The organism is Ureibacillus sp. FSL K6-0165 (genome assembly GCF_038004285.1).
In the GTDB taxonomy this organism is placed as follows: Bacteria; Bacillota; Bacilli; order Bacillales_A; family Planococcaceae; genus Ureibacillus; species Ureibacillus thermosphaericus.
The window spans coordinates 1,663,488-1,679,529 of sequence record NZ_JBBOQS010000001.1; the positions used below are offsets into that span (position 1 = coordinate 1,663,488).

General features: G+C 33.7%; 15 protein-coding genes. 11 read left to right on the top strand and 4 right to left on the bottom strand.

All coding sequences use genetic code 11. The features are described from left to right. Positions 1 to 114: 114 nt before the first annotated feature. Positions 115 to 381 (top strand): hypothetical protein, encoded by a 267-nt coding sequence (locus NST00_RS08330; protein WP_340709850.1) that lies wholly within the window; start codon positions 115 to 117, stop codon positions 379 to 381. Between the two features lie 124 nt (positions 382 to 505). On the opposite strand, the gene rpsD is transcribed toward NST00_RS08330, so the two are convergent. Beyond that, complete coding sequence (rpsD, locus tag NST00_RS08335) at positions 506 to 1,108, bottom strand: 30S ribosomal protein S4 (RefSeq protein WP_016837096.1); 603 nt, start codon at positions 1,106 to 1,108, stop codon at positions 506 to 508. A 422-nt stretch (positions 1,109 to 1,530) separates the two neighbouring features. Between rpsD and NST00_RS08340 the strand changes: the two genes are divergently transcribed. Then, positions 1,531 to 3,381, top strand: coding sequence for a sensor domain-containing diguanylate cyclase (locus tag NST00_RS08340; RefSeq protein ID WP_016837097.1), 1,851 nt, complete (start codon positions 1,531 to 1,533; stop codon positions 3,379 to 3,381). Positions 3,382 to 3,425: 44 nt separating this feature from the next. Here the strand turns inward: NST00_RS08340 and NST00_RS08345 are convergent, their stop codons facing one another. Both NST00_RS08345 and hisJ read right to left on the bottom strand, forming a co-directional pair. Beyond that, the gene (locus tag NST00_RS08345) at positions 3,426 to 3,905 is read right to left on the bottom strand and encodes a GAF domain-containing protein (RefSeq protein ID WP_016837098.1); all 480 of its coding nucleotides are present in this window, start codon (positions 3,903 to 3,905) and stop codon (positions 3,426 to 3,428) included. Positions 3,906 to 3,913: 8 nt separating this feature from the next. Beyond that, entirely contained in the window at positions 3,914 to 4,708 is a 795-nt protein-coding gene (hisJ, locus tag NST00_RS08350; protein ID WP_016837099.1) for a histidinol-phosphatase HisJ, read from the bottom strand. Positions 4,709 to 4,842: 134 nt separating this feature from the next. Between hisJ and ezrA the strand changes: the two genes are divergently transcribed. The 9 genes from ezrA (at position 4,843) to NST00_RS08395 (ending at position 14,932) form a co-directional block, all read left to right on the top strand. After that, on the top strand, positions 4,843 to 6,549 hold the full coding sequence (gene ezrA, locus NST00_RS08355) for a septation ring formation regulator EzrA (protein ID WP_016837100.1): 1,707 nt from the start codon (positions 4,843 to 4,845) through the stop codon (positions 6,547 to 6,549). Between the two features lie 225 nt (positions 6,550 to 6,774). After that, on the top strand, positions 6,775 to 7,914 hold the full coding sequence (locus NST00_RS08360; protein WP_016837101.1) for a cysteine desulfurase family protein: 1,140 nt from the start codon (positions 6,775 to 6,777) through the stop codon (positions 7,912 to 7,914). 5 nt (positions 7,915 to 7,919) lie between these two features. Beyond that, positions 7,920 to 9,128 (top strand): tRNA uracil 4-sulfurtransferase ThiI, encoded by a 1,209-nt coding sequence (thiI, locus tag NST00_RS08365; RefSeq protein WP_026018967.1) that lies wholly within the window; start codon positions 7,920 to 7,922, stop codon positions 9,126 to 9,128. A gap of 113 nt (positions 9,129 to 9,241) precedes the next feature. Next, complete coding sequence (locus NST00_RS08370; protein WP_016837103.1) at positions 9,242 to 9,451, top strand: alpha/beta-type small acid-soluble spore protein; 210 nt, start codon at positions 9,242 to 9,244, stop codon at positions 9,449 to 9,451. 180 nt (positions 9,452 to 9,631) lie between these two features. Continuing rightward, a complete protein-coding gene (mbcS, locus tag NST00_RS08375) occupies positions 9,632 to 11,218 on the top strand; it encodes an acyl-CoA synthetase MbcS (RefSeq protein WP_339288238.1) in 1,587 nt (528 codons plus the stop codon). 173 nt (positions 11,219 to 11,391) lie between these two features. Further along, complete coding sequence (gene sppA / locus NST00_RS08380; RefSeq protein ID WP_016837105.1) at positions 11,392 to 12,393, top strand: signal peptide peptidase SppA; 1,002 nt, start codon at positions 11,392 to 11,394, stop codon at positions 12,391 to 12,393. 13 nt (positions 12,394 to 12,406) lie between these two features. After that, a complete protein-coding gene (locus NST00_RS08385) occupies positions 12,407 to 13,186 on the top strand; it encodes an RDD family protein (protein WP_340709851.1) in 780 nt (259 codons plus the stop codon). Between the two features lie 133 nt (positions 13,187 to 13,319). Further along, entirely contained in the window at positions 13,320 to 13,823 is a 504-nt protein-coding gene (gene tpx, locus NST00_RS08390; protein WP_016837107.1) for a thiol peroxidase, read from the top strand. A 170-nt stretch (positions 13,824 to 13,993) separates the two neighbouring features. Then, complete coding sequence (locus NST00_RS08395; RefSeq protein WP_016837108.1) at positions 13,994 to 14,932, top strand: class I SAM-dependent methyltransferase; 939 nt, start codon at positions 13,994 to 13,996, stop codon at positions 14,930 to 14,932. Positions 14,933 to 14,992: 60 nt separating this feature from the next. Here NST00_RS08395 and NST00_RS08400 read toward each other — a convergent pair whose 3' ends face one another. Further along, positions 14,993 to 15,955, bottom strand: coding sequence for an acyltransferase family protein (locus tag NST00_RS08400; protein WP_016837109.1), 963 nt, complete (start codon positions 15,953 to 15,955; stop codon positions 14,993 to 14,995). Between the last annotated feature and the right edge of the window lie 87 nt (positions 15,956 to 16,042).

Sequence of the window (16,042 nt, forward strand, 5' to 3'; positions counted from 1 at the left end):
ACAATTAAACCAAAAAGATGAAAAAATGTAAATAAATACAATTTTATTATTTAACAATATTCACTTTAATAATGATGGTAATTGGAATCATTCGATTTATTGAATGTTCCATTTATGATTAATTTATTTTTAATTTATACATGTTATGGAATCTTATTGTCTCTTGCAGCATTTTTCCAGCGAGTATATACTCAAGGATTAAAACTGCATGGGTCAGATGTGATGATTGCATTACTAATGGTCATGATTGAAATTGCTATATTCCGTTATTTTTTATCGCTGATTAGAGTTTCGGCGTTTATAGGATATAGAAAAAAACGTTGCCAATGGGGGAAAATTACCCGCAAGAAACATAATAGCAAAACGATTGAATATACTTAATGCCTTGATATTAACAGATTTGTTTGTTTCACTATTAATTGAAATAAAGTTTTCCATATGCTTAAAAAAAGCCCTGGAAACTTGATAACAAAGTTTCCAGGGCTTTTTGTAATAAAGCAATAAATCAGCGAGAATAGAACTCAACGATTAGAGATTCGTTAATTTCAGATGGTAATTCAGAACGTTCAGGATAACGAACGTAAGTACCTTCTTTTTTCTCTGCATCGAAAGTTAAGTATTCTGGAACAAAGTTGTTTGCTTCAATTGCTTCGTTTACAACTTGTAAGTTTTTAGATTTTTCACGTAAAGAAATTACTTGACCAGGTTTTACGCTGTATGAAGGAATATCAACACGTTGTCCATCAACAGTAACGTGGCCATGGTTTACTAATTGACGAGCTGCACGACGAGTGCGAGCAAGACCTAAACGATATACTAAGTTATCTAAGCGAGATTCAAGAAGGATCATGAAGTTTTCACCATGAACACCTTTCATTTTACCCGCTTTAACGAATAGGTTTTTGAATTGACGTTCGTTCATACCATACATATGACGAAGTTTTTGTTTTTCTTGAAGCTGTAAACCATATTCTGTTAATTTTTTACGTTGAGTAGGTCCGTGTTGACCTGGTGCGTAAGGACGTCTTTCTAATTCCTTACCAGTGCCGCTTAGTGAAATACCAAGGCGACGAGAGATTTTCCATGATGGTCCTGTATAACGAGACATCTTGTCTCCTCCTTTTGGTTTTTTTGTTGTAAAACAAAACCAGTTGTATCCGAACTTATGTGTATTTTATTTTCATGTATTTTCGCCCTAGCAGCCGTTAGGGTTACTCAATACACCTTCTAATAATCAGTGACTATTAGAGGAATAAAATACATTCACAAGTTTATACAACTGCTGCATTTATTTTACACGAAGGTAATTTTATAATTTTTTAGAACTTCAGTCAAGGGAAAATAATTGAATTGATAATGTTTAGAGATATTTCAACTGTTTTTTTCATAACATTAATCAATGATACAGAAAAGAGAAAATTTTATTTTACAATATGTCTTTAAAGCTAAAATATAAGTAGGAAATTAGTTTTAAAAAATGGTATAATTAATAGTATGTTGTTATCTTGTTAGTCAAGAAAAGGTGATTTCATGTCAGAAGATCGGCTGAAATTAATGGAATTTAAGTCGGAATTATTGAACCTTTCATTTAGCTCCATCGATGATGAGCGTGATTTGAAAGAATTTATCAATATGCTTAAAAAGTGTTTGGTACAACATTTTAATATAAAGAAATGCGATATTCTCTTCGTTGAAAATGATACGTTAAAGCAGTATAAAAGCGCAATTTCCATATTAGAACAGAGAGAGATACCGCAAATGGTCGAAGCTAGGGCTTCCATACCACAATCTTTAAAGGAGCTTTTTGACTATCGTGATTTCACTGATATGGTGTTACTCAGAGAAGGAGAAAGAGTATTCGGATTATTATTATGTCAATCGAGTCCTACTTGGAAAAAGTTTTCTGAATCAGAAGTTTTTTGTGAATTCGTCGATAACATCTCAAAATTTCTTCGAGCATTCATTCATAATTTAGAAGTACGCACGAACGAAAAGAAATTTAAAAAATTATATAGTATGACGGATTTATTTCACTCTACGATGGATATCGACATCATATTAGAAAACGTGATTACCACAATCCAAGAAAACTATTCAGAATTTGAAGTAGAATTAATATTGTCGAATGATCAAGAACAGAAGACTTCCCTTAAAATTAAACAGTTTGACTATTTAAAAGAGCGCGCTGCAACAGTTGAAGCATTTGTATCGGGGAAAATTACGATTGAAAAATCAGAGGAATTAAACAGTTGTATTTTAAACGCACCGATAAAAGGGAGACAAGCAATTTACGGTATTTTTCAAGTGAAAGCACCAATCCAATATGTATTCTCCCAAAAGGAAAAGGAATACATTGCAATGCTTACACATACGGCGGGCAATGCATTAGAAAACGCAAAATTATATCATCAATCTCATCGTTTAATCGGTGATTTGCAACTAATTAATGAAACCAGTCATCGATTGAATTCAGAGCTAGATATAGTTGAAATGCTTACGTTTTTAAAGAAGCAGTTAATGAAATCTTTCCAACCTAACGAGTTATGTTTTGTGTTTGCGGAGAAGGAATGTTTTCAATTAGCAAATGCTTCTACCAGTTTATTTAAATCGGTTGAGGGCATTTTTTACATTGATTTTGTCGCAAAGCATTTTGAAAAATCGAAGGACTCTTTATTCATCGCAGATTTTAGCCGACTCATTTCAAGCGATGTGAAATTCAAGTCGATGATGGCCATACCGATGATTGCTGGACAAAAAATTATCGGCTTTAGCATTGTTTTACATGAAGACGCTTACTTTTTCTCTTTTGATAGCTTTAAATTAATGCAATCGCTGATCCATCACTCATCTTTAGCGATATCGAATAATATTCTGAGACATAAATTGCAAGAAATGGTCGATCATGATCATTTAACGAAGCTTTATGCTAGAAGTTATCTTGATAAATTTGTGAATCAATCATTAACAAACGATGAAAGCGGTATGTTTTTATTGCTTGATATTGATGACTTTAAACAAATTAATGACTCATTCGGTCATCAAGTTGGCGATCAAGTATTAATTCAAATTGGAGAAAAGTTAATTGAGGAAGTTGGAAAAAAAGGAATTTGTGCTCGATGGGGCGGTGAAGAATTAAGCATTTATGTGCCAAATATATCTAAATCGGAAGCATATCATCTATCTAAAAAAATCGTGTCGCAAATTCCAAAAATAACTGTTCCTAAAGTGACCGTTTCAGCGGGATTAATAACTTGGCATAAACAAAATCGACCTGAATATCAGCAATTATTTTTACAGGCAGATAAAGCTTTATATGTTGCAAAAAATAGCGGAAAAAATAAGGTTTGTATTTATGAGGATGTAAGGGCTTTGAGGCCATAAAAAATTACTACGTTCGTAAAAGTTACGAAAACGTAGTAATTTTTTTATAAATATTGGATTAATGTTTGGACAAATTTTTCTAATCCCAGCTTGTCATCGTTTGTAAAGCGATTTTTCAGTGGACTATCAATATCAAGGACGCCGATGATTTCATCGTTTTTTATTAGAGGAATGACAATTTCTGAATTACTTCGAGCATCGCATGCAATATGACCAGGGAATTGGTGAACGTCTTCTACGACGATCGTTTCTCTTTTCTGTACAGCGGTACCACATACGCCACGTCCTACTGGGATTCGTACACAAGCAGGTAATCCTTGAAATGGTCCGAGGACAAGTTCATCATTTTTCATTAAGTAAAATCCAACCCAGTTGATGTCTGTTAAAAATTGATTTAACAATGCACTAGCGTTGCTTAAATTTGCAACGATATCATCTTCTCCTTCGAGTAAAGCGGAGAGTTGCTTGGATAACATGTCATATTGCTCTTCGAGATTACCTTTATATTCAGTTTTCGTAAACATAGTACCTCCTATTTGTGGAAAATTTTTTCATAATGTTGATGCAAATCATTGATTGAGTGAGCATCAGATCCAAACACAAGTGGCAGATGTATCGATTTAGCATACTCAATCATTGGGAATGGCGGGTAAGGCTCTAAACAATATTTTTTGCTTAACCCTGCGCTATTTACATCCAGTTCGTATCCAAATGCCTTCATTTTATTTAATACTTCTTTAATGCGCTGTTCATCATTTACATGAACTTTATGGGCATGTTGGAATTTATGGACTAGGGTAGGATGGCCGATGCGACGAGGTTTATGTACACCAAGGTCCACTTCAATTGATTGAATAACAGTATCATAATACAATTCATAAATCGCTTCAACACTTCCAACTTTTTCTACAAATTTCATAAATTCTTGTTCTGAATAATCGATGCAAACATATTCATCTTTCCATTTTAAAAAATGAACGGACAGGATGGCATCATCAAGAAAAGGACCAACACTATTTAATAAGTTTTTCGTTTCGTTTTCATAACCAACAATATAATCCACTTCTAAACCTATATGAATGGTGATATCTTTTTCATATTGTTGTTTTAATTTGTGCAATGTTTCTATATAAGTTGGCAATAAATCCGGTTTCATTCCGCTATCCTTTTCGGGTGTGGGATCAACAAAATTTGCTGGTAGAGGTGCATGTTCAGTAAACGTAATATCTGTAAATTGATGTTGAATTGCTTTTTCTATATATCCTTCCAGCGAATCAGCTGTTCCATGGGGACAAAAGGGAGTATGAATGTGCCCATCTTTTTTCAATTTTTTTCAACTCCTTTTAAATAGAATTATATTACTTTCATGAAATACTTTATTTTTTAAAACAAAAGTTCAAAAACATGGTATATTATATAACATATAGCCAATTTGCGTGAGTGTGGAATAGGAGGCTTGCGATGAAGTATATCATCATTGTCATCATCGTACTATTAGCATTATTAACGTTCGGGCTAATCATCCGGAAAAAACATAATGCTGTAATAGAGCGACTGGAAAAAAAGAAATTACAAATTCAACATTATCCTATATTTGAAGAATTAACAAAGGTAAAAAATTTAAATATGAACGGTCAGACGGAAGAATTATTCGAACGTTGGCGAAATAAATGGACTGAAGTGGTAGATGTTGACATCATCAAAATTGATTCCATGTTGTTCGATGCTGAAGAATATATTGACCGGTTTAAATTTAAAAAAGCTTCGATGATTGAAAAAGATATAGAAGATTATATTGATAAATGTGATCAAATCAAAAATGAGATCTTATCTGAATTAGAAGAATTAATTGGCAGTGAAGAAAAGAATCGCATTGAAATAGAACAATTGAAGGAACTTTATCGTTCAGCTCGCAAAACTCTTCTAGCTCATCAATATTCCTTTGGTCCTGCGATTGAGAATTTGGAAAAAATGCTAGAAGAATTTCCTCAAAAGCTTGATGAATATGAAAAAATGACAGAAGAGGGAAATTATTTAAATGCTAGAGAAATTGTTCTTTTACTCAATGAAAAGTCGAAAAATATGTATGAATTGATTAGTGAAATCCCGTCATTATTAACAGAAATTCAAACTAAAATACCAGCATCAATCCATGAATTGAGAACCGGTCATCGAGAAATGGAAGAGCAATCATATTACTTACAGCATTTAGAATTAACAAAGAACCTTGACCGTATTGAACAAGAATTAAAGAAATTAGAAGAGGAATTAGCGAATTTAAATATTTCTTATGTGTCGACAAGAATCCAAGAAATCAATGATGAAATCGACAATTTTTACGATTTACTTGAAAAAGAAGTTTATGCAAAAAACTATGTCGATAAAAATTGCGATAGTACATACAAAACTTTAAATGAAGTTTTGAAAGCTACAAAAGAAGTAAGTACAGAAGCAGAATATGTGCAAAATAGCTATCGTTTGCCGGAAGAAGAGGCTGAAATTCCAAAACTCGGATTAAAACAATTGGAAGTGATACAAAAAAGATTTGAAGTATTGCTATCCCGTGTAAGAGAAGAAAAATCCGCATACTCAAGTTTGCAAGAAGAATTAATCGAAATTCGTAATGAAATTGAGCAAATTCAAGCGGTGCAAGATCAGTTTTCAAACCGGTTAAAGAATTTGCGAATTGATGAAAATAAAGCTCGAGCAAAACTTCAGTCTTTAAAGAAAATCCTGCAAGAAACAGACCGGATGTTACATAGAGCAAACATTCCGGGTATACCAGAAGAAATGGATGCTCGCTTAGAAGAAGCAGAAGAGCAATTATTTATTGTAATGCAAAGCCTCCAAGAAGTTCCGTTGAACATGAATTTGGTAAATAGCAATTTAGATCAAGCGGAAAAATGTATTCAAGATGTGCAAAAACATGCTAAAGAGATGATCGAAAATGTGATGTTAATAGAGCGTATCATTCAATATGGAAACCGATATCGTTCAAATCCAAGGGTCCATGAATTGTTGCTTCAAGCGGAAGAATCGTTCCACAATTTCCGCTATGTAAAAGCTTTGGAAGAAGCTGCAGAAGCTGTGGAACTGGCGGAACAAGGAGCAATTCAACGCATTCAAGAACTCGTTCAAGAAGAAATGTTCGAAAAAACGAAACATTAGTTTATGCACGGTAAGGTTATTCACGATATAATATTAATAACAAATTGCATTATCGGAAATTGATATTGCAATTTGCTGTTATCCATTCATTTGAAAGATTTTGGATGATCTTTTGATGCTAATAGTACACAATGAGAAGGTTGGTTGTCCGGAAAGTGTTCACTTTCTGAACAACCCTTTTCTTTTGAAATTGTCATAAAAATTATAAATAGAAGGTTGGTATTCATGATCTATTTTGACAATAGTGCTACAACGAAACCACATGATGAAGTATTACATACATTTCTTGAAGTAAATAAAAACTATTTTGCGAATCCTGCTTCAATTCATGCCTTTGGTGTGGAAGTAAATGAATTATTAGAAGCAGCAAGAAATCAAATTGCTCACATAATCAAAACAAAACCGGAACACGTTTTATTTACTTCAGGAGGAACAGAATCAAATAACTTTGCAATTTTTGGCGTTGCAAAAGAAAATAAGCATATTGGGAAACATATAATTACAACTGAAATTGAACACGCATCAGTGTTGGAAGCATATAAAACTTTAGAAAAAGATGGATACGAAGTCGAGTATTTATCAGTGGATAATAAGGGTGTAATATCCATAGATGAATTACGCAGGAAACTTCGAAAAGATACGATTCTTGTTAGCATGATGCACGTCAATAATGAGATGGGAGCAATTCAACCGATTGAGGAAGCAGCCAAAATCATTCACCAACATTCTCGTGCCATTTTTCATGTGGATGCAGTACAAAGTTTTGGAAAATTGGAAGTTCAATTTAACGGTGATGCCGGACCGGATATATTAACAATTTCGGGTCATAAAATCCATGGAATAAAAGGAACAGGAATCATCGCATTTCAAAGAAAATTAAACATTGCACCACTAATTGTAGGTGGCGGTCAAGAATTTGGATTAAGAAGCGGAACTGTCCCTGTTCCACAAGCTGTTGCATTAGCAAAAGCTTGTCGAATTGCAACTGAACATCTACAAGAAAATTATGCAAAATTTACAAAGTGGCGAGATCATCTGATGGATTTTTTCAATACTTTCGGTGATCATATTTATTTACTCTCAACTAAAGAAGGGGCGCCACATATTTTGTCTTTTAGCGTGCGAGATTTAAAAGGCGAAGTGATAATTAATGCATTGCAAAAAAGAGGTGTCATTGTATCTACATCTAGCGCATGTTCTTCAAAACAAAAGAAAACAAGCCATGTTGTCGAAGCTTTAAATGTAGATTCTCACTTTAAAGAAGGTGTTATTCGAATAAGTTTTGGCGCAAAAAATACAGAGAAAGAAATAGAACAATTTAAAGAAATTTTTAAAGAAGTTATGAAAGAATTAAAAGGAGTATAAAAATGATGCTTTGGAATGAAATATTAATACGATATGGTGAACTCACTACGAAAGGTCGAAATCGTAAAGATTTTATTCACCGATTAAAAAATAATATCAAATATACTTTTTCTGATATTGCCCCTCTGACAGTTCAAGCAGAGCGGGATCGAATGTATATTAAGCTTGATAATGAAAAACAATTTGAAGTATTGATGGAAAAATTGCCTAGTGTGTTTGGTATTCAATCGTTTAGTCCTGTTGCTATATGCGATAGGGAAATTGAAAACATCCAACAGTTAGCCCAAAAAATAATGGATCGTTATAAAGATCAGCAAATCACGTTTAAAGTGGAAGTGCATCGATCAGATAAAACATACCCACTCAAAACATATGATATACAATTAGCAGTTGGAGGATTTTTATTAAAACATAATCCAAATTTATCAGTAAATGTTAAAAATCCTGATGTGGAACTTCGAATTGAAATTCGAAAAGAAGCAGCTTATTTAATGTCTGAAATCATTTATGGTGCAGGTGGTATGCCTGTAGGTTCGAACGGAAAATCGCTATTATTGCTTTCTGGAGGAATTGATAGCCCAGTAGCAGGATATTTAATGATGAAAAGGGGAGTAAGAATTGATGCCATTCATTTTTATAGCCCACCTTATACGAGTGAACAATCATTGCAAAAAGTAAAAGATTTAGCAAATGAATTAACAAAATTCGGTTCTTCTATTCATTTACATGTTATACCATTCACTGAATTACAAGTTTTAATTAAAGATTCAGTACCAAAAGAAATGTTAATGACAACAACACGCAGAGTGATGATGAAAGTTGCAGATCGTGTTCGTGAAGAAATTGGCGCTTTGGGGCTTGTTACAGGTGAAAGTTTAGGACAAGTAGCAAGCCAAACATTAGAAAGTTTAACGGCAATCAATGAAGTAACGAATACACCGATTCTTCGACCTTTGATTTCATTCGATAAGCTGGACATTATTGATATTGCTCAAAAGATTGGCACGTACGAAATCTCCATTAAACCGTACGAAGATTGCTGTACAATATTTACACCAGCAAATCCGAAAACAAGACCAAAAATAGATCGAGTAACTTATTTCGAATCTCAAGTAGATTTTGAAGAGTATATTGAACGAGCAGTGAAAAATCGCGAAATTTATACGTTGCCTGAAAAACGTATGAAAGTAGAGAAATTTAAGCATTTATTATAATATATAATAATTTTGTACCATCGAATCGGTAATATATGAACAATTTACCTCTCACCTTTTATGTATTAATTAATAATTACAGCACATTCTAAATGCACAAGGAGGTGAGAGAGATGGCTACAAACAACAACAGCAGCAGAAATAAACTTTTAGTTCCTGGTGCAAATGCAGCATTAGATCAAATGAAATATGAAATTGCACAAGAGTTTGGTGTTCAACTCGGACCTGAAGCTTCTGCTCGTGCAAACGGGTCAGTCGGAGGAGAAATCACTAAACGTCTAGTGCAAATGGCTGAGTCACAATTACGTGGAACTCAACAATAAGTAATACAAGGCTAGTAGCGTATGCTACTAGCTTTTTTTCTATAATTTATTTCATTCATTCTCAAAAAAATTACTTTTTAAACAAAAATATATATACTATTTAGAATATTTTGATGATATTATTGAATATATTATAATTAGAATAATATTTTTATTTTTGAAAATTGAGGGGGAATTTGCTTGAAAAGAGAGGATTTACTAGCTCCAGAGAAATATAATATTGCAGATGAATTCGAAAAATGGGCAAAAGATGAAAACAAAGTGGCGTTACTGGTACACCATGAAGACGGTACGACAGAAAAAATCACGTTTGTAGAGTTATTAAAAAGAGCAAATAAAGTAGCAAATTTATTTAAAAAACATGGACTGACAAAAGGCGACGTTCTTCTTGTCATGGTTCCACGTTCTGCTGAAGCATATGCTACATACATTGGTGCATTAAAAGCAGGGATTACAATTATTCCAAGCTCTGAAATGTTAAGAGCAAAAGATATTGACTACCGCATCGAACACTCAGGTGCAAAAGGAATTGTTGCTTTCTCAAATGAAATTTCTCAATTTGATGATGTAAAATCGTTAAATGGATTAAAACTTTTCGTTTACGGTGAAGCGAATGAACCGTGGATTCAAATAGAAAAAGAGCTTGAAAATTTATCCGATGAATTTAATGAAGTGCAAACGAAAAGTTCAGATATTGCTTTCTTATCTTATACAAGTGGAACGACAGGAAATCCAAAAGGGGTTATTCATACTCATAGTTGGGGATATGCACATTTACGGACAGCAGCTGAGCACTGGCTCGGTGTAAAAGAAAATGATTTAGCTTGGGCGACAGCAGCACCAGGTTGGCAGAAATGGATTTGGAGCCCATTCTTAGCTATTTTAGGAAGCGGGGCAACAGCATTTGTTCATACAGGACGATTCGATCCAAAAAACTACTTGCAAATGTTGCAAGATTACAAGATTAATGTATTATGCTGTACACCAACAGAATATCGCTTGATGGCGAAAGTGGATGATTTAGAATCTTATGATTTATCCAATTTAAGAAGCGCTGTTTCTGCTGGGGAACCGTTAAACAGTGAAGTAATCAATAAATTCTTAAATGTATTTAACTTACAAGTTCGTGATGGTTATGGACAAACTGAAAATACATTGCTTGTTGGAACACTCCTCGGCATGAAACCAAAACCAGGATCTATGGGTAAACCAACTCCAGGAAATATTGTGGATATTATTAATGAAGATGGAGAACCAACAAAACCAGGCGAAGTTGGAGATATTGCAGTTCATTCTTCTACACCTGCATTGTTTAAAGGTTATTTAAATGATCCTGAGCGTACGCAAAGACAATTCCGTGGAGAATGGTATTTAACTGGTGACCGTGCATATAAGGATGAAGAAGGATACTTCTGGTTTGAGGGTCGTGGAGATGATATTATCATTTCTTCCGGTTATACGATTGGGCCTTTCGAAGTGGAAGATGCCCTTGTTAAACATCCAGCGGTAAAAGAATGTGCGGTTGTTGCAAGTCCTGATGAGATTCGAGGAAGCATCGTAAAAGCATTCGTTGTTTTAAAAGATCCATCTTTAAAGGATAGCCCTACCCTAGTTCAAGAGTTACAAGAGCATGTAAAAAATATTACTGCACCGTATAAATATCCGAGAGCAATCGAATTTATCGACGAGCTACCAAAAACAGCTTCCGGTAAAATTCGACGCGTAGAATTGCGTCAAAGAGAAATGCAAAAGCAAGTTCTAAAATAATTAATTAAATACTTATCTATTGCATGAAGTGATATCAAAGTCAAGGCGTTCAGAAACAATTACTTTCTGAATGCCTTTTTTTCATGTAATCTTATACTAGCATAGAAAAATTTATCATTTTTTTGAAACAATTGTTGTTGAAAAACGTATGTAAATTGAAGGAGGTAAATTAGATGAATTTAAAAAGATGGATAGCGTTAGGAGCAGCAGTTTTTTTGCTGATTGCATCAATCGCAATCAATACGTTAATGTCATTTCTCAAGAGTGACTTTTTAAGTGGATTTGAGACGCTTACGGATGTAGAACTTGCAGAGACGGTCCTCGAACCAGGGTCTTTTAATGAACGAATTGCTTTACTATCTATAGATGGAGTAATTCAAGATGTTGGTTCAAGTTCACCTTGGGTACCGCTTGAATATGATCACCAAATGTTTCTTGCTTCATTAGACCAAATTTTGGAAGATGATACAGTACAAGGTGTTGTATTATCTGTCAATTCACCAGGTGGTGGAGTTATTGAATCTGCTGAAATTCATGAAAGATTGCTAAAAATTAAAGAAAAAGGTATTCCAATATACGTTTCAATGGGATCCATGGCTGCATCAGGTGGTTATTATATTTCCGCTCCAGCAGACAAAATCTTTGCCCATCGTGAAACAATTACGGGTTCCATTGGTGTTATCATGCAAAGTTATAATTATGCAGAGCTAGCGAAAAAATTGGGTGTTGAATTTGAAACAATCAAATCCGGTCCACATAAAGATATGTTCGGTGGTACTCGACCTACGACAGAAGAAGAAAAAGCGATGATTCAAGAGATGATTAATGAATCTTACGAAGTATTTGTAGATATAGTAGAGCAAGGAAGAGGAATGACTGAAGCGGAAGTGAAAAAAGTTGCGGACGGACGAATCTTAGGTGGTAGTCAAGCGTTAAGAGCTGGTTTGGTCGATGAGCTTGGAAGTTTAGAGGATGCAATTCAGTCACTAAGAGAAGATTATGGATTGGAAGACGCTGAATTGTTCGAATATGAGTCAAATTTAGGTAGTTTTGCTTCTTTATTTACAATGAAACTGGGAACACTCTTTGGCCCTTCACCAGAAGAGCGGATGCTAATGAAATTGATGAATTCTTATGATGCACCACGATTAATGTATTTATATGGCCAATATTAAGGAGGGCTGGAATATGACGAGTTATAATCAAGATAATAACCGGAAAACTTCTGCCCATGAGTCGAATAATGACATTTTACAAAACAAACAAACGGAACAAAACTCAGCAAACGATCGAGACCAAGAGGAGTTTAAAATTGAAAATGCACACACTTCGGAAATTGCTCAAAAGTTCGTTGCAAATGAAGAAGAAATCAAAGTGGAGACAGATAAAGAAATTAAGCCTGATCAGCAAGCTGGTGTAGAGAAAGATCTAGAGCAAAGGGAAAAATTTCCAAAAACATTTTCAGAAACGGAAATCGTTACAGAATATGAAGAAAAAACAGCTGGTTTTTGGATTCGTTTTTGGGCATTTATTACAGATGGTCTCATTGTTACTGCAATCGTCAGTATTTTAGTTAAACCAATTTTCTATATGATGGGTTGGAATTTATCTAGTTCCGTTTGGTATGCGCCTATTACGATTATTTCAGGATTTTTCTATTATGGATATTTTGTACTTATGACAAAGTATTGGCAGCAAACTGTTGGCAAAATGATTTTCGGTTTAAAAGTAAAGTCACTGAAAGAACAAAAACTATCTTGGAGTACAGTATTGTTTAGAGAGTTAGTCTCTCGTTTTATTAACAATACAATTTGGCTTCCTTATATTGCTGTTGCATTTACTCCAAAAAATCAAGGACTACAAGATTATATAGCAGATACCATTGTGGTGCATGAAAAAGTGTATGTGAAAAATGAAAAAAAAGTTATAAAAGAAAAAATGATTGAATCAAATCATCAAACAGTATAGAGTTACTAAAACCATTCAGTGTCATGAAAATTTTAGACGCTGAATGGTTTTTAATTTTCAAGTTAAGTTATTTGCTTATACGTGAAGGTGTTTAGTAAGATGAAATAAGTAGAAAAGAAGGAGGAATATTCAAATGGCTGAAGTGACATTTAAAAATAATCCAGTAACATTGTTAGGAAATGAAGTGAAAGTTGGTGACATTGCACCAGACTTTACGGTGCTTGCCAATGATTTAACACCTGTAACATTAAAAGATTCTGAAGGTAAAATTCGCTTATTCGCTACTGTACCGTCTCTTGATACAGGTGTTTGTGATGCAGAAACTCGCCGTTTTAATGAAGAAGCAGCAAAATTAGGAGAAGATGTGGTTGTTTATACTGTTTCTGTTGACTTACCTTTTGCTCAAAAACGCTGGTGTGGAGCAGCTGGTATTGATCGAGTAGTGACAGTATCAGACCATAAAGACCTTTCATTTGGAAAAGCTTATGGAGTTGCAATTGAAGAGTTACGCTTATTAGCTCGTGCGGTGTTTGTTGTCGATCGTGAAGGTATTGTTCGATATGTAGAATATGTTCCTGAAACAACAAACCATCCAAATTATGAAGCGGCGATTAACGCTGTTAAAGAATTGATTTAACAATACGATGATGCAAGAAGTTCTTTTATCGTATATGATAGTTTTATGATAACAACTTTTTATGTAGACAAAGTCAAAGACGGCTTTGTCTACACTTATTTTCGACTATGTTCCTGTCGTTCTAATCGTAACTCCATAAAAAAATGGAAATTAATGAAAGGAAGAATTTGATGGAAAAGATAGAGCAAATATTTACCTTTATCAATAAAAAAACAGAGGAACTTGAAAAAACAGAGTCCTCTACATATTTAGAGAGTGTCTTAACAACTCTCAAGGGGATACTTGATGGAAAATATGAATTACCCTTTGAAGCAGCAACGAAGGAAGAAATGCGTAAAGCAATTCAGCTTTCTATATTAAAAGGAATGCGCGAATCTTCTCAACCAAATCACCAAATGACGCCAGATTCTTTAGGCTTATTAATAACGTATTTCGTTGAACAATTTTTTGAGGAAACATTAAAAGATGGAACAATTTCAATTTTAGACCCGGCTTTAGGAACAGGTAATTTAATGTTTACGATTATGAACAAATTGGATGGAAAAGTGTTCGCAACGGGTGTGGAAGTGGATGAATTGTTAATTCAATTAGCTGGGGAAATTGCAGAGCTTATTGAACAACCAATTCAGTTATACCACCAAGATGCGTTAAGACCATTACTAGTTGACCCTGTAGATGTGGTAGTTTGTGATTTACCAGTAGGATTTTATCCAAATGATGATATTGCAAAAAACTATGAATTAAGTTCTAAAGAAGGGATGAGTTACGCTCATCACTTATATATTGAACAAGCATTAAATTATACGAAAGATGGCGGTTATTTGATTTTTTTAATCCCTGCAACTTTATTTGAATCGGAACAAGCTGAAATGTTGCATAAATTTTTGAAGAAGTATGCGTGGATTCAAGCTGTGATGCAGCTTCCAGAAAACATCTTTAAATCCAAATTGCATGAAAAAAGCATTTTAATATTGCAAAAGAAAAGTGATACATTGAGGCCACCAATAGAAGTATTATTAGCGAAGGTGCCGAATTTATCCAATAAGCAAGCATTATTATACTTCTTTGAAAAAGTGAAAATTTGGAAAGAACAAAATACGAGAAAATAGGAAATTTATAAAAAAAGAGGAGGTGTCTAATTTTTATAGACACACCCCGTTAAACACCTATTAAAATTTTTTGTACAATAACGTATCAACGAATTGGACGACCGGTTTTCTTGACAAACAATATACAATTAATAAGCTGAATACAAACAATATCCAATATTGGCTTGATTCTATGATATACGACTTTATTGAAGACTCACGGAAAACTCGAACAATAGCCATATGAAGCAAATAAATCACCATCGTAGATTGGCCGATGGATGTAAGATAGCATTGTTTTTTAGGAACGAGGGAAAAAAAGGTATACAACGCTAACAGCTGAATACCGTATGTACTTAATCTTATGAGTGCTGAATATTCTAAGAGATTCGTTATTTCTTCATATGGTCTTTTTCCAAATAACCAAAATCTGAAGTCGATTGGTACATAGAGAACTATGATGATAAAACCTACGATGGCAAGTACTGTGCCAATAAATACGTTGATTTTGGATTTTATTTTGACAAAATGCTGTTCTTTTAAATGAAATCCAGCTAAGAAAAACGGAAAGAAGAAAAAGGTGCGGGACAAACTTAAAAATTCATCCACTTCAGTATCATAGCCAATTAATAGAGAAATAAGAATTGCGATTGGAAGTCCATATTTTAATTTTCCAAAGAAATATAAGAGAATATTCCAAAATAACAAACTCATCAAAAACCAAAGTCCCCATCTTGGGATAAATAAACTATAACCTATCGAGTCTTCAAATATTAAATCATAGTAAAAAGTGTACAACACTTGAAAAATAATATAAGGGATGAGGAGTTTTTTGATGAGTTTTTTAAAATAGCCTTGTTCATAAACTTTTTTTGCAAAATAACCAGAAATTAAAATGAATGCAGGCATATGAAATGTATAGATGAAAAGATAAATATTTGCTAGAATCCTTTCATTTTCTATATAGTCACTAATCATATGACCAAACACAACGAGGAAAATCAATATTGCTCTTGCATTATCAAAATATGAATTTCGTTTCAATAGAATCATTCTTTCTATATTTATTGTGAACTCAAAGGAGTAGAAGCCAACTAAAAAAGCAAAATGAGCGTTATAGCGGCGGTTAAT